This window comes from Veillonella parvula (assembly GCF_036456085.1).
Taxonomy (GTDB): Bacteria; Bacillota; Negativicutes; order Veillonellales; family Veillonellaceae; genus Veillonella; species Veillonella parvula_E.
The window spans coordinates 717,594-735,542 of record NZ_CP138632.1; the positions used below are offsets into that span (position 1 = coordinate 717,594).

Genomic DNA, 17,949 nt, shown 5'->3' on the forward strand with positions numbered 1-17,949 from the left:
TTTGAGAAATAATATTTTTAATTTTAAATGATTGTTAGCTTATCGTTTTAAAGCATCTTCAATACGAAGCAAGCAGTCACCAGATTCGATACGGCTACCTTCACGTACAAGGATTTCTTCTACGATACCGTCGATAGGAGCTGTAATTGTTGTTTCCATTTTCATTGCTTCTGTAACGATCAATGGTTCACCTTTAGTTACAGATTGACCATTCTTAATAAGGATCTTAACAACGGAACCAGACAATGTAGCACCAATTTCACCAGGGTTAGATTCATCCGCTTTGCGACGAACAACACCAGTTGTCTTAGCATGTTTATCATGAACCTTAATGCTACGAGGTTGACCATTAAACTCGAACAATACGATGCGATTACCATCTTCATCAGGTTCAGAGAAACCATTCATCTTGATAATCAGTGTTTTACCTTTTTCAATGGTTACTTGAATTTCTTCGCCCCGTTTCATACCAAAGAAGAATGTTGGAGTATCTAATACAGATACATCACCAAAGTCTTTTACAAATTTATTGTAATCTTGGTAAACCTTAGGATACAAGCAATATGCACTAATATCTTCATCAGTTGTTTGGGCTCCCATTTCGCTTAATTCATGACGAATATGTTCAAAATCTGTTGGAGGTAATACAGCACCAGGGCGAACTGTGATTGGGCGAGCACCTTTCAAGATGATTTTTTGTAATTTTTCAGGGAAGCCTTGATATGGAGTACCAAGACGTCCTTCAAAGAATTCAACTACGGATTGAGGGAAATCCAATACATCGCCTTTTTCGTAGATATCTTTTTCAGTTAAGTTGTTTTGTACCATGTACAATGTCATATCCCCTACCACTTTAGAGGATGGTGTAACTTTAATGATATCACCAAACATCATGTTTACTTGGTGGTACATTTTCTTAATATCTGTCCAACGATCACCAAGCCCTACCATTTTAGCTTGTTGTTGCAAGTTAGAGTATTGTCCACCTGGCATTTCATGTTGATATACTTCAGTATTAGGATATGCTTCTGCTTTATCTACACCTTTGTAATATGGTCTGATACTACCAAAATAATGAGACATTTCTTCCATGTAATCAATGTTCATTTCTGGTTGACGTTCATGACCAGACAATGCATAGTACATGGAATTCATGCTAGGTTGAGAAGTACCATTAGCAAATGCTGAGTATGCTAAGTCGATTACATCAACACCAGCATCTACAGCGCGGCCATATGTATAGATAGAGTTACCGGAGCCTTCATGAGTATGCAAGTGAATTGGAACAGAGACAGCATCTTTCAAGGCAGATACCAAGTTATAAGAAGCTTGTGGTTTTAAAAGGCCGGCCATATCTTTAATGGCAATAATATTGGCACCAGCTTTTTCAAGCTCTTTTGCCATATTTACATAATAGACCAAGTTGTATTTTGTACGAGCACCATCAAGGATATCGCCAGTATAGCACAATGCAACTTCAGCTATTTTATTTTGTGCACGCACTTCATCGATAGCAACATGCATATTATCAAGACTATTCAAGCTATCAAATACGCGGAATACATCAATACCATTAGCAGCAGCCCGTTGAATGAATTGACGAACTACGTTGTCTGGATACGATGTGTAACCTACGGCATTTGCACCACGAAGAAGCATTTGAAGCAATGTATTTGGCACTTCACGACGGAACATGCGCAAACGCTCCCACGGATCTTCATGTAAGAATCGGTATGATACGTCAAAAGTAGCACCCCCCCAACATTCTAAGGAGAATAAGTTAGGTACACCTTTTGCAGCATGACCAGCTACGCGAGCCATATCGATTGTACGAAGACGTGTAGCAAACAAGGATTGATGGGCATCACGCCAAGTGGTATCAGTGAAGAATACTTGTTTTTGTTCCGATAACCATTTACTGAATTTATCTGGTCCAAGTTCATCAAATTTTTGTTTTGTACCAGATGCTGGACTTACATCCAAAGTAGATGGCATTTGAATCGGTTCAAAGTCAGGAACCTCTTGAGCCCCTGCACCAGAATAGCCATTAATTGTAACATCAGCAATGTAACGTAATAATTTAGTACCACGGTCACGATCTGGTTTCAATTCGAATAATTCAGGATGTTCTTCAATGAAGTTTACATTGTAAGAACCACTTTGGAATTCAGGATGTTCCAATACATTAATCAAGAAGTGAATATTTGTTTTTACACCGCGAATACGGAACTCTTTTAAGCAACGAAGCATTTTACGAATAGTTTCTTCGTTGTTAGGACCAAATGCTGTCGCTTTCACAAGCAAGGAGTCATAGTAAGGTGTTACAACGGCACCTGTAAAAGCATTACCAGAATCAAGACGGATACCAAAACCACCAGAGCTACGGTACGCTAAGATTTTACCGGTATCAGGCATAAAGTTGTTTTTAGGATCTTCTGTGGTAATACGACATTGGATAGCAGTGCCTTTACAAGGAATTTTATCCTGCTCAGGAATACCTACTTCAGGGCTATGTAAACTAAAGCCTTCAGCGATTCTAATTTGAGCATGAACAATGTCAATATCTGTAATCATTTCTGTTACAGTATGCTCTACTTGAATACGTGGATTAACTTCGATAAAGTAGAAGCTACCATCAGCAGTTACCAAAAATTCTACAGTACCTGCATTCACGTAGCCAACATTTTTCATGATTTTAACGGCAGCATCACATACAGCTTTACGAGTTTCTAATGATAACGCAAAGGCTGGCGCCATTTCAACTACTTTTTGGTGACGACGTTGAACAGAGCAATCACGTTCATGCAAATGAACTACATTACCATGTTCATCACCTAAGATTTGAACTTCAATATGTTTAGGCTCTACAATAAGTTTTTCTACATATACATCATCATCACCAAACGCAGCTTTTGCTTCAGACTTAGCACGATCATATGCATCTCTAAGATCTTCTTTATGATGAACTTCACGCATACCACGACCGCCGCCGCCATTAACGGCTTTAATCATCAATGGAAACCCATGTGTATCAGCAAATTCTTCTAGTTGAGTATAATCTTTTAAAGCTCCATCAGAACCTGGGATCATCGGAATTTTTGCTAATTTAGCTTGCTCACGAGCATTTACTTTATCACCAAACATATTCAAATGCTTGATTTTAGGCCCGATAAAGATAATTCCTTCTTCTTCACAACGACGAGCAAAGCCTTCATTTTCAGATAAAAAGCCATAACCTGGATGGATAGCATCGATGTCATGTTCTTTTGCAATACGGATGATATCTTCAATATCAAGATATGCGTCAACTGGTTTTTTACCGTCCCCTACGAGATAGGCTTCATCGGCTTGGTTACGGTGTAAGGATAATGTATCCTCTTTAGAGTAAATGGCTACAGTTTTAATCCCCATTTCATTACATGCACGGAACACGCGGATCGCAATTTCTCCACGGTTGGCAACCAATACGGATTTAATTTTTCTCATGTATTGCCTCCTACTAGCTTCCACAAATGTGAACTATCAGCTTTCATTTTTATTAATATATGAATATTTCCTATACTTATAGATAAATCAATATTGAGGAAAGCCTCATCAAAATTTATGATGAGGTTTTATATTCATAATAATATATACTTATTATACAATATTTTCATTATATTTAAAGGATTATACCAATTATGAAAGTATAAAATATATTTTTTACTGTTCATTACAAAAAATCATATGTCTTTCAATAATGCACATCGAATAAATTCCATTTTATATTACTTACCACCTAGAAAATGATTCATTAATCGATTTAATTGCTCTTGATCAGCTGCCCCCATCAATTCTCTAGCTGAATGCATTGCTAAAAGAGGCAAGCCTACATCAATAGTACGCATTGGTAACATAGCTGATGAAATGGAACCTACTGTAGATCCACCTGGAATATCCGAACGATTTACATAAATCTGATACTGTGCATCCGCTTCTTCACAAAGGCCTTTAACGATAGCAATGGCCTTAGCATCCCCAGCGTAAGATTGGCTACATGCAATCTTAAGGGATAGCCCTTTATTAAGTACAGGAATATTCGTAATGTCATTTTTCTCTGGATAGTTTGGGTGTAATCCGTGTGCTACATCGGAGGAAATCATAAAGCCTTTAGAGATAAAGCTGTCCATCTCTTGATTAGAATATCCTAATGCGTCATACACGCGTTTAACGAGATTTGGTAATATCATGCCAGCCCCACCTTGTTTCGTACGACTGCCCACCTCTTCGTTATCAAAGAGTATAGCACAGCGAACACCATTAACATTCATTTTTTTGGCTTGAATAATACCAGATAATACACTAAAGCAAGATGTTAAATTATCTAAACGAGGTGAGCTAATGAAATCACCTTCCGTACCGAGTACACAGCCTTGTTCCGTAGGATATAAAGTCATTTCATAAGATAATATTTCGGAAGGATCGCAATCTACTTCATCAGCTAAAAACTTTGTCCACTCATCGTATTGAGTATCTGATTCTGAAAATAAACTTGGATTATTTCTATTATTTAAAGGTTTTGTAGGATTATCTTCATTATTACGTTCCATCATCAATATAGGAAGCATTTCTTTTTGACGATTTAGTTTAACCCCATCATTAACAGAGCGATTCATATGAATAGCTAGGTTTGGAACAATAGCGATAGGCCGTTTTGTATCGACTAGAACAGAATCTACGTCAAAGGCATTTTTTCCTTTTAACACAACCGTACCTGCTGCACCTAATGGACGATCAAGCCATGTATTTTCTATAAGACCGCCATACATTTCTACATTTAACTTTGTGTATCCTTTCATAGAGGTTATAGGGTTTGGTTTAACACGAATAGCAGGAAAATCTGTATGAGCCGACGCAATACGTAATGTATGTTCTGGTTTCTTCCCTATATGAAAGGCAAATAAGGTGGTGCCGAACACGTTAACTACATAAGAACCAGAGTCTAACTGCCACTCATCTTCTAAACTGAGCTCTGTAAATCCTGAGTCCAATAGCATTTGTAAACTTGTATCTACTGTGTGATACGGAGATGTACAAGCGCCAATATACTTTAATAATTGTTCATTATCAAACTTCATAGATCCCTCCTATGCACAAATCATATAAAATTTGTACAATTAGCTTGAATAATTTATTATGTATATTATTTTACAATATTTACATTAATTATCTATTAACTACTCATATTTTATCACAAAAAGCCGCCCCTATCGGGACGGCTTTTTATATACGATGTAAATGCATAGTACACTAAGTCTAATAGGTTTAAAGTACATGCCATTACAATCCTATAAAATTGTCAGTACTAAATTTTACCACATACCAATCAACTTCATCCATACAGAGCCAAGACCCATGAAGATAATTAAGTTGATTACAGATGTGAAGAAACCAAGTTTCCACCATATATTTTGAGGAACATAACCAGTATTAAAGATTACTGGAGATGGACCTGCTGCATAGTGAGTCAAAGACATACACAAGTTAGATGTGAATGCAATCATCAACAATGTCAACATAGGTGGGGCACCTGCAGAAATAGCGATTGCAGAGAATGCTACGAACATCGCAGAAATATGCGCTGTTAAGGATGCAAATACATAGTGAGCATATGTATTAACAAGAACAGCTACAACAAAGGCAATTACCCAAGAGCCTTCTGGAATATAACCACCCACTTGAACTGTAGCCCATTTGATAAAGCCCAATTTGGAAAGGAATCCGGCAAAGCCCATCAATGTACCCATCCAAACCAATGTATCCCAAGCACCCTTTTCACTCTTAACATCGTCCCAAATTAGAACGCCTGTAGCAAGTAAAATAGAAATACCTAAGAATGCAACAGTTGTAGCATCAAGTTTTGTAAATTGAGACGTAGCCCACAATACTAATGCTAAAATAAATACGCCAAGCATTACCCATTCTTGGAAAGAAATCTTGCCAAGACCTTTTAACTCTTCACGAATCATTTGTTGAGCTTCACGAGCATCTTTGATTTCCGGTGGATATACTTTATAAATGAAATACGGCATAATAATCAATGCAATAATACCAGGTACGATAGCTGCCATAGCCCAGTCGCCCCATGTAATACCAATACCAAAAGATTGAAGCGCTAATGCTGCAACCAATGTATTACCAGCCATGGATGTTTGGAACATCGCAGATGTAATCGTATTTACTTGGTAAATTGATTGCATCAAGAAAGAACCAATTTTACGAGGTCCATCTTGTGGTTCAGAACCGAAAGCTTTTGCTAAGCTAGTTGTAATTGGCATGATTACACCGCCTACACGAGCTGTGTTAGATGGTGTTGCGGGAGCTAAAATCAAATCAGACAAAGCCAATGCATAGGCCAAACGCAAGGAGCTACTACCAAAAGCAGAAATCAAATTATAAGCAATACGTTTCCCCAAACCAGTTTTAATAAAGCCACGAGAGAATAAGAAAGCACCTACAATTAGCCAGATTGCAGAGTTAGCAAAACCTGAAATACCTTCACTAATCTTTAATGTGCCTGTCAATGCAGCAACAGTAATAACAACGATAGATACGCCACCAATCGGTAACGGCTGAGTAATGAAGCCTACGATAGTAGCTACAAAGATTGCAAATAAATGCCATGACTGAGGAGTTAATCCCTCTGGAGTTGGAACAAACCACAGACCTAAACCAAAGGCTGCTGGAATGATCCAGTTCAATAGTTTTTTCATACACATACATCCTACATAGGAAAACATTAAAATTAAACCAATATATGCCAATACACCCTATAGTATCATGTTAAGAAAAATAAAAATCTATACTAACTATGTTCAGCATATCTGTAGTAAGAGAATTAAAGATATAATTCTATCTTCCTACCATAAATATAACATAATTCACCATAAAAAGATGTGATAAAAAGCTGTGCATTTATAAATACACAGCTTTCATCATCATATGAATCCTATTCAGGTAGAGATACGTCCTCTAAATTTGTTTTTTCGATAGACTCAATATCACCTTTATCGCAAAGGTTTGCAATAGTTGGGTCAATTGGTAAACGGTTCAACAATAATAGACCGTATTTTTGAAGGATTTCTTCGATGTGGCTTTCACCAAAAATTTGATAATCCTTACCGTTATCTGGGCAATGGAAGTAAGAGTAGTTTTCCACCACACCAATAATAGGCACTTGCATTAAATCAGCCATTTTAACTGCTTTTTCAACAATCATGGATACCAAGTCTTGAGGAGATGTAACGATAATAATACCGTCCAATTTCAAGGATTGATATACAGTAATCGCTACGTCACCTGTTCCCGGTGGCATATCAACAAATAAATAATCGATGTCTTTCCAAATAACATCTGTATAAAATTGTTTTACTACATTACCTAAAATAGGACCACGCCATAAAACAGGATCTGTATCGTTTTCCAAAAGGAGGTTAACAGACATAACGTCAATACCGCCTTTAGATTTTACAGGATACATACCGATTTCGTCAGCATATGCCTTTTCCTTAATGCCAAACATCTTAGGAATAGAAGGACCTGTAATATCCGCATCGAGGATACCTACTTTGTAACCTTTACGCGCCATTGTAATGGCCATCAAGCTGGTAACGGAGGATTTACCTACGCCACCTTTGCCAGATACTACACCAATTACATGTTTAACAGAACTAAGCTCGTGTAATTGAGCTGTAAGATCTTGAGGTTGTTGAGACGCGCCACCACCGCAACCAGAAGATTGAGATGGGCATCCGCCACAATCACTGCTGCTACCACAACCCATAGTAAACACCTACTTTCTTTGAGGCTATACCTCACATCTATATTAAAAACTTTTTTATATGGTAAACACAATGTATCTACGCCTACATTGTATCACGTTATATCAAAAATTATCAATATATTACTCACCACAAAATTCTTTAGTTAACCCGCCGAGAATTTCCATCCCCTTTGTAATTTCCTCTACTGTTGGTACCGTATAGCTCAAACGAAATGCATGACCTGCTCCTGCTCCATCTGCTGCAAAGGCACCACATTTAATAATCCCAACATTGCGGTCCATACAAGTTTCAAAGAATACATCACAATCTACATCCTCAGGCATCGTCATCCATGCAAACATACCACCTGTAGGTTGTGTCAAATGAACTTTAGAACTCGCATACTTTTTAAAAGCGTTAAGTAAAGCTTCACATTTCATTTTATATACTTTTCGTACATTATCTAAATGAGCATCGTAATCAATGGTATCAAGAACCTTCGCTACCACCTTTTGAGTTACTAATGGCATTTGACCGGCCGTATTATTTTTTAATGCTTGGATAGCTTCAATAACTTTAGTTGGGCCAAATAAGAAGCCTACACGCAAGCCTGCAGATAATGTTTTAGAATAAGAACCTGCATACAGAACACGATCTTCTGTGTCGAAGGATTTGAACGTTGGAATATATTCTCCGGCGAAACGAATTTCACCATATGGATCATCTTCATAGATAAATAAATCATATTTAGATGCAATAGCATAAATCTCCTTACGGCGCTCTAAAGGCATAGTAATGCCTGTTGGATTCTGGAAGTTGGGAATTAGATAAATATATTTACCTTTACCAGATTGAGCCGCTTTTTCTAACTCACCCGGAATCATACCGTACTCGTCAGTTTTAATACCTATTGCTTTACCGCCCATGTTGCGCACAGAGTTAATAGCACTGGTGAAAGTAAATTCATCCATATACACTTCATCGCCTGGTTCTAAAACTGTAATTGGTACAAGACCTAATAATTGACCTGCACCATTGGAAATAATGAGACCTTGTCCTTCCGAATTCATCTTATGAGTTTGTACTAAACGTTCTAACGTAAGTTCTGCTAAATGTGCATCACCTTGCATTGGACCATATTGTAAAAGGCTCATAGGATTAGAATGCACAACTTCATCAAAAGCCCTTTCGATGACCTCTACCGGTATCGCTTCTGGCGCAGGATTACCAATACCAAAGCTAATAAAGCCTTCCACGCCTACACCACGTTCAAATACTTCACGAATAAAATTAGGACCTTTTAAGGTTACACGTTCAGGAAGAGAAAAGCTCATACTATCGCCTCTTTCATATATACTATGTAGAAAACACTTCTAAGTAGAAAATATTACTAACATCAAGAATTAAGAATATTACATTATTAAAACGTAAGCAGCCTATAGTTAATTAGTTATTTTGTAATGGCTTACCTAATTAGACTTTATATTACGCATTAGGATCATGCTCTTGTTCCGCATTTTTCTTATTAATATAGTTCTTATATACTTTCCAAAGAATGAAGTATACAACACCTGCAACAAGAACAATAATTCCTAATCGTCCCATATTTTCTTGGAAATTTACAATATCTGTACCAATAGCTACTTCTAAAGCCGTAGATGGAAATTTACCAATCAAGTTTGCCAATATATAATCTCTAGGTTTGATTTTACTAATGGCCCCTAAGGCGGTAATGACTCCAGATGGAAAATACGGTAAGGATCGTGCAAATAACATGACCACAAAACCATTTTTACCGGAAAAATCATCTACTTTCATCAATACCGTACTCTTAGCAATCAACTTGTCCGCTGTATCACGTAAGAAGTAACGCATAATATAAAAGCTAATGACTACACCAATTGTTTCAGCCAACCAAGAAATAATAATCCCTGGCCACATACCAAATACTAAACCATTAGCTGTAGATATGAAAATTGACGGTAAAAAGCCTACGGCGTTAACAAAAATATCGAGGACCATACTCACCAACATGGCCATAGGGCCAAAACTTTGAATATACTCCGCTACCTCTTCCATAGAGCCACTTGTTGCTAAGTGCCACATGGTCGGATAAAATGTAGGATCTACAATATTTATAATAATTAATAAAACAATAAAACCTATGCCTGCTATTAACTGTACCCAACCTTCACCAGAAGGTTTTAAATTTCTTTTACTCATATATACCTCGTATAAAAAAGACTAGCTTCATTATATCACGTATTCTATAGAACAGTTATAACTAGTTACATTTCTTTAATTTGAATAGCTTTTTTAATATATTTAAAATTGATAACCGATATAGCATTAGAGGTGTATACATATATCTATAAAATATGTATCATTACATTAGCATAAAAATTATCGAAAGATGTATAATACTATTATAACGAGAATTTTCTTAATGAAAGAAGGTATAATATGGTATCAGCAGGTCAAACAGCTACGGCTACTGTAACAGTTACAGAATCTAATATTGCTAAAACAATGAAATCTGGTTCTTTAGATGTCTTTGCCACACCAGCCATGTGCGCTTTAATGGAAGAAGCGGCTCAAGCAGCAGTACAACCATACTTAGAAGAAGGTGAAGGCACTGTAGGTATTGCTTTATCCATCACCCATGAAGCCCCTACTCCACTTGGTGCAACAGTAACAGCAAAAGCTATTGTAAGCGCCGTAGAAGGTCGCAAAATCACATTCGATATCGAAGCTTCTGATGGCATTGGTATTATCGGTCGTGGTACACATGAACGCTTTGTCATTAACAACGAAAAATTTATGGCTAAAGTGCATAGTAGAGCAAACGCTAACTAAATATAGCTAGAATATTTATCAATCAAAATCATTAGTTTACTAATATCTTTAGCAGAATAAAAAACGGCATCTATCATACGGTAGATGCCGTTTTTATATACTTTCATGTTTGCATAATTAAATCATATTTGCATAGTTAAATAATTAGCAAATTTTAACTACCCAGCCTTCAGGAGCTTCGATTTCACCATGTTGAATGCCAAGTAATGTGTCATATAATTTTTTAGTGATAGGACCCATATCATCCATGCCAGCAGGAACATTAATAGTGCCTTCTGGAGTATCGATTTGACCTACTGGAGAAATAACAGCCGCTGTACCACAAAGACCAATTTCAGCAAAGTCTTTTAATTCATCTTTATGAACAGGACGATGTTCTACAGTCATACCAAGGTAGTGTTCTGCTACATACATCAAAGAACGACGTGTAATGGATGGCAAGATACTATCAGATTTAGGTGTAACTAATTTACCATCTTTAGTAATAAAGATGAAGTTAGCACCACCAGTTTCTTCTACATGTGTACGAGTAGCCGCATCAAGATACATATTTTCTGCATAGCCTTCATTATGAGCATCAGTGATAGCATACAAACTCATAGCATAATTCAAACCAGCTTTAATATGGCCAGTACCATGAGGAGCTGCACGATCAAAATCAGTAATACGAATTTTGATTGGTTTAGCACCACCTTTAAAGTAAGGGCCTACTGGTGTTGTAAACACACGGAATTGATATTCATCAGCAGGTTTTACACCGATAACGGAGTTTGTACCCATCATGTAAGGACGAATATAAAGGCTTGCACCATGACCATATGGAGGAACAAAGTCTTTATTTGCTTTTACAACTTCTTTTACAGCTTCGAGGAAACGACCTTCAGGTAATGTAGGCATTACAAGGCGTTCACAGGATTGATTCAAACGTTCTGCATTCAAATCTGGACGGAAGCATACGATGTGACCATCTTTTGTATAGTATGCTTTCAAACCTTCAAAAACAGTTTGAGCGTATTGGAATACACCAGCACATTCATTAAGGACAACGTTAGCATCAGTAATTAGACCACCTTCGTCCCATTTACCATCTTTATATGTAGTCAAATAACGGTAGTCGGTTTCTACATAACCAAAACCGAGATTATCCCAATCGATATTCTTGCTCATAACAATAACCTCCATTTATATTGATATACACTTAATCTTATCACTATCATCTTGTATTTTCAATAGATTCTATAGAGATGATAAATTATATATACAGATATAGTATCTATTAAGATATATCATCTATATATAGGTAACATATTAATAGATATGTATATTATCAAATAGGCCCCTAGCTATACTATCGTTGAATATAAAAATTGTTTTTTACAGTATAGCTACCGCCCTATTTATATTATAATAATTTCAGATATACATTATCTTATTTTACTAGAGGTCCCTATTATGAACGAAAATAAAAATTTTTTAATTCCTAATCCTAAAAGTATCATTTGTATCGGCCTTAACTATGCTGATCATATTGCTGAAACTAGTCTAGCTACACATGATTTTCCAGAAATCTTTATGAAAACATCAAATGCTCTTGCAGGTAATCATGATACAATTACTATTGAAGACGAAACTTTCCATTACGATTATGAAGGAGAATTAGTTATCATCATCGGTAAATCTGGTAAAAACATATCTCCTGAAAAGGCAATGGAACATATCTTAGGCTATACCATTGGTAACGACGTATGTGCCCGTACATTACAGTTTAGAGGTTCTCAATGGATCCTTGGCAAATCGCTTGATCACTTTGCTCCTATTGGTCCTAATATTGTATCTCCTGATGATTTTGACTTTGAAAGTGCTACTATTACGACAACAGTAAATGGTGAAATACGTCAACAAGCAAAGCTAGAACAAATGATTTTTAAGCCTTATAACATTATTGCCTTCTTATCAACATATATGACACTCCAAGAAGGTGACATTATCTTTACAGGTACGCCTAGTGGTGTAGTATTAGGTAAAAATGAAAGTAAGTATTCTTGGTTAAAACCAGGAGATATTGTTACAGTTTCCATAAGCGGTATTGGTACCTTAGAAAACAAATTTATTTAAAATAAGTACATTGTAAAAGTATTGTATTTGCTCATATTCTAATTATTACGATATCTATTTACATTACAACTAAATATATCTAAACACAAAAAAAGATTACTTCTATATATGTCTAACTATACATAGAAGTAATCTCTTTTATTATTATCTATGTTTTATATTTACTATTACTTTATTTATGCTCCGACTCTAGGTCTAGCATATATTTCTTGCGTTCAATGCCCCCTGCATATCCTGTTAACTGGCCATTACTACCAATAACACGGTGACAAGGAACGATGATAGAAATTGGATTATGCCCTACAGCCCCTCCTACGGCTTGAGCAGAAAATTTCTCTTTACCTTGTTGCTGTGCAATTTGTTTACCAATATCTCCATATGTTGTAGTTTCACCATAAGGAATTGTCTGTAATATAGACCATACGGATTTACGGAACTCAGTACCTTCTAACTGGATAGGAGGTGTAATAAAGGGATTTTTACCATTAAAGTATTGATTTAGCCACATAATTGTTACTTCAAATGGACCTGTTAGTTGCTCTATATACTCCGCATCATCATAACTAGGTGCATGAGCTTCATCAATAAAAAATAAATCTGTTAAGTATGATAATGTACCAAGCATAACCATAGTTCCTAATGGGCTTTCATAGGTGTATTTATAATTCATAGTACATTAACTCCTTCTTAAGATAACAAATCATTCAATACCTTTTGTATGTCATTATTAAATGATACTGTATTTTGCTGAATATCAAATGGAATCGATTGTTTTTCAATATTAACTGGTACATATAGTGTGTCTATATTGTCATGTGCCATCCGCATAAATGGATATTTGATAATCATCGGCGTATTATAGCCAACACCAAGTTCTAACAATACAGTTTTCTTATCTTTATAATTCTCTATAAAACTTGCATATCGTTTTTGAGCCGCATACCAACCTTCGTCTTGCACAAAGGCACCGTCGACCCGTAAATTCATCGTCATTAGTTCGCCACATCTAGGACAGTGAGGAATTAATTCTGTGGGAATTTTCATATCCTTTTGTTCTTTCACCATACGACGCACTTGTTCTTCATTATCATAAGTCTTTTGATGACATGGCTTAGAGCATTGCCACAAGCCATAATCACCTTGCATGTAATAAAATCTATTTTTATCCACTCCAGCAAATTGCATTTGATGATCTACATTAGTGGTAATCACAAAGTAATTCTTATTTTGTAACAACTCCATCAACCGAATATAAGGTTCACCTGCTGAAATATCATAGCGATTATAGTAGATATGACGGCTCCACCATGCCCAATATTCTTCCATGCTTTCAAATGAATAGAATCCACCAGAATACATATCTGTAATACCATACTTTTTGTGAAAGTCATCAAAGTATTTATGAAAACGCTCACCACTATAGGTCAGACCCGCTGCAGTAGACATACCTGCCCCGATACCAACGAGTACCGCATCAGCAGTATTCAAAAATTCTTTTACACGTTCTATATTATCCCAATAATTTGTTGTAGATGTCATAATCTATATCCTTAAATACGTTAAATACCACTTGGATTTTACTATTTGTTTCTTTTAAATACCTACGTACCGTATCGATAGCAATTTGGGCCGCCAATTCATTAGGAAATCTAAACTCACCTGTAGAAATGCAGCAAAATGCAATGGACTTCAAACTATAAGCATTAGCTAGCTCCAAGCAAGATCTATAGCACGATGACAATTGTTCTTTTTCTAAGTCTGTAACAGTATCATAAACAATAGGCCCTACCGTATGGATAACATGACTGGCAGGTAAATTAAAACCATAGGTCATACGAGCTACACCTGTCTTTTCAGGCATATCCATATACTCAGTCATCCTAGCACAGGCCATACGTAACTCAATACCAGCAAAAGTATGAATGGCATTATCAATACATTTGTGATTCGGTAGAAAACAACCGAGAAACTGCTCATTAGCTGCATTGACTATAGCCTTTACCGCTAGACGCGTTATATCACCTTGCCACAAATAAATTTGTGGTTCTCGTTCTTCCATATCATTAATCGTAACGATGCCTTTTTCATGAGCCAATGTATTTAAATATTCATCCTCTACCTTCATCCACTCAGCGGGCATGGCTCCTGCAGGACGAATATTACATAGTGCTCTAAATAGAGTAAATTGTTCTTCTTCATTTACTGGAATATCTATATGTTCGTTATGTTTCTCTTTATATTCTGCTACTAATCCCTCTAAAATATAACGTAATCGTTCTTGCTGTGTCATATATAACTCCTGAATAGAATTAACTAGATTATAACCTATTATATAGCAAAAAACTGCTAGCACTTAATATGCTAGCAGTAACTTTACTGATTAGTATTGTATCAAAAACTAAGGTCTTACAAAAGCTTGTCCACCATGGTTAACGAGGATATCCCCATCTAATACTTTAGTAGTAACCCCTTGTAGACTGCCTTGGATTTGGCTCATCATAAAGCGATAGCCTGGACTGTTCAAGTGTTTAGTAAGGGCTTCCTGATCGCTATAGATCTGAATGACGTACCAGCGATTTTTTGCGTTTCTTTCACGAAGCACATAACCAGCTTTATAACCCGCATCATCTCGAACGGCACGTTCCATATCTAGTTGATATTGTCGTTGTACCGTATCGATTTCATTGCTATCAACAGTAAACTCAGTTAAGGTCACTACTGCCTTACCATCATTTACAATGGATAATGCTTCTTTCTTTTCAAATAAAAGTACAGACTGCACATCGTACATCTTACGATTTGTTAATTTAGAACCGACTTCATTAACAAATGTTTGATAATGGTCAGATTTGCGATGTGTTTCAATAGCAGCTAAATCTTTATAGATTTCAACTACATAAGACTCCGAAGGATTACCTTTTACATGCGCCACATTCATGGACAATGTATTAGGTTCTTTTTCCATAGATGCTGTCAGATTAGCTACACCTGCACTATTATAAGTGCCTTGTAACTCTACAGGTACTTCGAAACGATACATACCTACGCTAGGTGCTGTATCTACAGATTGATCCCGTTCCATAACAAGAGCTGCAAAAGATGTACTTACACCTAATACGGCAATAGCAGATGTTAGTACAATACGTTTTAATAAATTTTTATTCATATATACTCCTTTACATATATCTTGATAACTTCTCGGCAAACAAACCAATACGCTTATAAGTTAACAACTCACATACTCTTGATGTAAATTGTCCAAATCTACGGTAAAAGAAATTAAAAGTTAGATATGCTGGTATTGTACTGATAGTTTTAGGCAAGCGACGAAATATATTTTTTATGGAATATAACTCTTTATAGATCCAAAGATAGCCTTTTTCTAATTCTTCTTTAGACATACCTAACGGTGATACAACTACGTGAGACGTATTATATTTTGATAAATCATAATCAAAAATTCTATTTTGAGCTTCCATTCTCTTGTAGAATTCAGTACCTGGGTATGGTGTGACAATATGTGATGTAATTGTATCAATTTTCTGGCTAATAATCCAATCTAACGTATTTTTAAAAGTCTCTGGTGTATCTCCATCTAAGCCAAATACAAAGCTAGCATTAACCATAATACCACGCTTATGTAATTCGTTAATAAGTCGTTCAAACTCTTCACGATTATTCTGCATTTTATGAACGCTAGATAAAGATTGAGGGCTGATACTTTCAAAACCAATAAATAAACTCTGACAACCAGTTTCTTTCATTAAATCCATCAATTCAGGGTGTTGCCCTATTTTCATAGTAACCGCTGCATTCCAGTTTAACTTCAAAGGTTTAATACGTTCTAAAAACTGTTTAGTCCAAGAAATATTACCAATAAAATTATCATCAATAAACATAATATGTTTTGTACCTAATCGTTTGATATCTCCCAACACATCCTCTATATTGCGATTAATATATTGGTGTGTTCCAGAGCTATTATAGCAAAAATCGCACTTATGAGGACAACTTCTACTAGTAGAAACAACGTTATACCATAAGTAATCGGTCTTATCTATCAAGTCATATGCAGGTGATGCAATATCATCTCCAGATTCTAAAGGCGCAGAAACATATTGAGATTGCAACCGACCATGTTTAGCATCTTCTATAATTTGAGGCCATGTATTTTCTGCGAAACCTATACAAAGACTATCAAATGCCTCCTTAGGTACGGTATCGAATGCTGTCGTAATATGTATACCACCAGCAATCACCTTAGCCCCTTTCTTTCTATATATAGCTGCAATTTCAATTGCTCTAGGCAATACATCAACAGTCACCGCAATACCTACTAAATCAGGTACATCATTAAAATCTAGTTCTCTAATATTTTCATTTTCAATTGTGACCTCACACTCATGCCGAATAATATTAGCCACAGTTAATAACCCTAAATGTGGGGACATACGTATTTTTAAATCTGTATCCATAGGACGCTTCAACATACGTGGTTGAATCAATTTAACTTTCATATAAAACCTCTTATATAACAAATGCTTTTACATTATTATAAAAGATTATGAGTCCTTTTGCATATAAAAACATCCTATCTATTAAAACTATATTGAGTAATATTAGTTCCAACAAATAGGATGTTAAGCTTATATTGTTATATATTCAATAGTTGTACCATGCTCTTCAATAAGTTTAACTAGTTCTTTGCCTTGAAGCCACACAGTCGCATCATTTTGGTTCGGATGTATGCCGATTACATTATTTTCGTAGTCCGCATCAATATAATAATGGACCTTACGGTCCTCATCATGGAGCAAGCAAAATGGAGATACGTGACCTGGTTTAATCTTCAATATATCCCATAGTTCTTCTTCAGAACCAAAGGAAATTTTTTTAAGTTTGTGGTCCTTACGAAATTGTTTTAAATCTACACGCTTTGATCCACGAACAGTAATTAAATAGTAATGCTCTCGTTTATGATCTCGTATAAATAAATTCTTCGCATCCCAATCAGGATATGGCAACTGCACATTTGGCTTATCGTCCATACTAAATAATGGTGCGTGATCTGTAATTTCAAAATCGATATGATGGTCACGCAAACAATCATATACGCCTTGTTTATCTAACATGTAATACCTCTAATACATCGGTTATTCTTTGTGAAAGTAACTAG

General features: G+C 36.0%; 15 protein-coding genes. 2 read left to right on the plus strand and 13 right to left on the minus strand.

The genetic code is table 11. From position 1 onward, the window contains the following. Positions 1–39: 39 nt before the first annotated feature. From PK1910_RS03495 to PK1910_RS03520, 6 genes are all read right to left on the minus strand, one after another. Positions 40–3,486: a pyruvate carboxylase gene (locus PK1910_RS03495; protein WP_058948465.1), complete on the minus strand. Its 3,447-nt coding sequence runs from the start codon at positions 3,484–3,486 to the stop codon at positions 40–42. Between the two features lie 281 nt (positions 3,487–3,767). Continuing rightward, positions 3,768–5,117, minus strand: a complete 1,350-nt coding sequence (locus PK1910_RS03500) for a M18 family aminopeptidase (RefSeq protein ID WP_008600727.1) — start codon at positions 5,115–5,117, stop codon at positions 3,768–3,770. A 234-nt stretch (positions 5,118–5,351) separates the two neighbouring features. Next, a complete protein-coding gene (locus PK1910_RS03505; protein WP_008600725.1) occupies positions 5,352–6,752 on the minus strand; it encodes an anion permease in 1,401 nt (466 codons plus the stop codon). Between the two features lie 236 nt (positions 6,753–6,988). Next, positions 6,989–7,822 (minus strand): Mrp/NBP35 family ATP-binding protein, encoded by an 834-nt coding sequence (locus PK1910_RS03510; protein ID WP_004697392.1) that lies wholly within the window; start codon positions 7,820–7,822, stop codon positions 6,989–6,991. A 120-nt stretch (positions 7,823–7,942) separates the two neighbouring features. After that, positions 7,943–9,136 (minus strand): aminotransferase-like domain-containing protein, encoded by a 1,194-nt coding sequence (locus tag PK1910_RS03515; RefSeq protein WP_008600722.1) that lies wholly within the window; start codon positions 9,134–9,136, stop codon positions 7,943–7,945. Positions 9,137–9,287: 151 nt separating this feature from the next. Then, positions 9,288–10,025, minus strand: coding sequence for a TVP38/TMEM64 family protein (locus PK1910_RS03520; RefSeq protein ID WP_004692970.1), 738 nt, complete (start codon positions 10,023–10,025; stop codon positions 9,288–9,290). Positions 10,026–10,265: 240 nt separating this feature from the next. Between PK1910_RS03520 and PK1910_RS03525 the strand changes: the two genes are divergently transcribed. Beyond that, positions 10,266–10,658, plus strand: a complete 393-nt coding sequence (locus PK1910_RS03525) for a thioesterase family protein (protein ID WP_004692969.1) — start codon at positions 10,266–10,268, stop codon at positions 10,656–10,658. Between the two features lie 144 nt (positions 10,659–10,802). On the opposite strand, the gene PK1910_RS03530 is transcribed toward PK1910_RS03525, so the two are convergent. Continuing rightward, positions 10,803–11,825, minus strand: a complete 1,023-nt coding sequence (locus PK1910_RS03530; protein ID WP_004697304.1) for a branched-chain amino acid aminotransferase — start codon at positions 11,823–11,825, stop codon at positions 10,803–10,805. Positions 11,826–12,110: 285 nt separating this feature from the next. Between PK1910_RS03530 and PK1910_RS03535 the strand changes: the two genes are divergently transcribed. Further along, entirely contained in the window at positions 12,111–12,773 is a 663-nt protein-coding gene (locus PK1910_RS03535) for a fumarylacetoacetate hydrolase family protein (protein ID WP_004693512.1), read from the plus strand. A gap of 172 nt (positions 12,774–12,945) precedes the next feature. On the opposite strand, the gene PK1910_RS03540 is transcribed toward PK1910_RS03535, so the two are convergent. The 6 genes from PK1910_RS03540 to PK1910_RS03565 all read right to left on the minus strand — a co-directional run bounded on the left by PK1910_RS03540 (position 12,946) and on the right by PK1910_RS03565 (position 17,905). Next, positions 12,946–13,443 carry a methylated-DNA--[protein]-cysteine S-methyltransferase gene (locus PK1910_RS03540; RefSeq protein WP_058948464.1) on the minus strand — a complete coding sequence of 166 codons (498 nt, stop codon included), beginning with the start codon at positions 13,441–13,443 and terminating at the stop codon, positions 12,946–12,948. Between the two features lie 17 nt (positions 13,444–13,460). Then, complete coding sequence (locus tag PK1910_RS03545) at positions 13,461–14,312, minus strand: SIR2 family NAD-dependent protein deacylase (protein ID WP_058948463.1); 852 nt, start codon at positions 14,310–14,312, stop codon at positions 13,461–13,463. Continuing rightward, entirely contained in the window at positions 14,284–15,063 is a 780-nt protein-coding gene (locus tag PK1910_RS03550; protein WP_058948462.1) for a protein-ADP-ribose hydrolase, read from the minus strand. The genes PK1910_RS03545 and PK1910_RS03550 overlap by 29 nt, the downstream gene beginning before the upstream one ends. Positions 15,064–15,171: 108 nt before the next feature. Beyond that, positions 15,172–15,939 (minus strand): putative quinol monooxygenase, encoded by a 768-nt coding sequence (locus tag PK1910_RS03555; RefSeq protein WP_058948461.1) that lies wholly within the window; start codon positions 15,937–15,939, stop codon positions 15,172–15,174. Positions 15,940–15,949: 10 nt separating this feature from the next. Beyond that, on the minus strand, positions 15,950–17,290 hold the full coding sequence (locus tag PK1910_RS03560; protein WP_058948460.1) for a B12-binding domain-containing radical SAM protein: 1,341 nt from the start codon (positions 17,288–17,290) through the stop codon (positions 15,950–15,952). Between the two features lie 129 nt (positions 17,291–17,419). Further along, positions 17,420–17,905 (minus strand): prolyl-tRNA synthetase associated domain-containing protein, encoded by a 486-nt coding sequence (locus tag PK1910_RS03565; RefSeq protein WP_058948459.1) that lies wholly within the window; start codon positions 17,903–17,905, stop codon positions 17,420–17,422. Positions 17,906–17,949 lie beyond the last annotated feature (44 nt).

Excerpts from the sequence above, each read along its gene's own strand:
- PK1910_RS03495 (WP_058948465.1), bottom strand. The coding sequence starts at position 3,486 with ATGAGAAAAATTAAATCCGTATTGGTTGCCAACCGTGGAGAAATTGCG.
- PK1910_RS03500 (WP_008600727.1), bottom strand. The coding sequence starts at position 5,117 with ATGAAGTTTGATAATGAACAATTATTAAAGTATATTGGCGCTTGTACA.
- PK1910_RS03505 (WP_008600725.1), bottom strand. The coding sequence starts at position 6,752 with ATGAAAAAACTATTGAACTGGATCATTCCAGCAGCCTTTGGTTTAGGT.
- PK1910_RS03510 (WP_004697392.1), bottom strand. The coding sequence starts at position 7,822 with ATGGGTTGTGGTAGCAGCAGTGATTGTGGCGGATGCCCATCTCAATCT.
- PK1910_RS03515 (WP_008600722.1), bottom strand. The coding sequence starts at position 9,136 with ATGAGCTTTTCTCTTCCTGAACGTGTAACCTTAAAAGGTCCTAATTTT.
- PK1910_RS03520 (WP_004692970.1), bottom strand. The coding sequence starts at position 10,025 with ATGAGTAAAAGAAATTTAAAACCTTCTGGTGAAGGTTGGGTACAGTTA.
- PK1910_RS03525 (WP_004692969.1), top strand. The coding sequence starts at position 10,266 with ATGGTATCAGCAGGTCAAACAGCTACGGCTACTGTAACAGTTACAGAA.
- PK1910_RS03530 (WP_004697304.1), bottom strand. The coding sequence starts at position 11,825 with ATGAGCAAGAATATCGATTGGGATAATCTCGGTTTTGGTTATGTAGAA.
- PK1910_RS03535 (WP_004693512.1), top strand. The coding sequence starts at position 12,111 with ATGAACGAAAATAAAAATTTTTTAATTCCTAATCCTAAAAGTATCATT.
- PK1910_RS03540 (WP_058948464.1), bottom strand. The coding sequence starts at position 13,443 with ATGAATTATAAATACACCTATGAAAGCCCATTAGGAACTATGGTTATG.
- PK1910_RS03545 (WP_058948463.1), bottom strand. The coding sequence starts at position 14,312 with ATGACATCTACAACAAATTATTGGGATAATATAGAACGTGTAAAAGAA.
- PK1910_RS03550 (WP_058948462.1), bottom strand. The coding sequence starts at position 15,063 with ATGACACAGCAAGAACGATTACGTTATATTTTAGAGGGATTAGTAGCA.
- PK1910_RS03555 (WP_058948461.1), bottom strand. The coding sequence starts at position 15,939 with ATGAATAAAAATTTATTAAAACGTATTGTACTAACATCTGCTATTGCC.
- PK1910_RS03560 (WP_058948460.1), bottom strand. The coding sequence starts at position 17,290 with ATGAAAGTTAAATTGATTCAACCACGTATGTTGAAGCGTCCTATGGAT.
- PK1910_RS03565 (WP_058948459.1), bottom strand. The coding sequence starts at position 17,905 with ATGTTAGATAAACAAGGCGTATATGATTGTTTGCGTGACCATCATATC.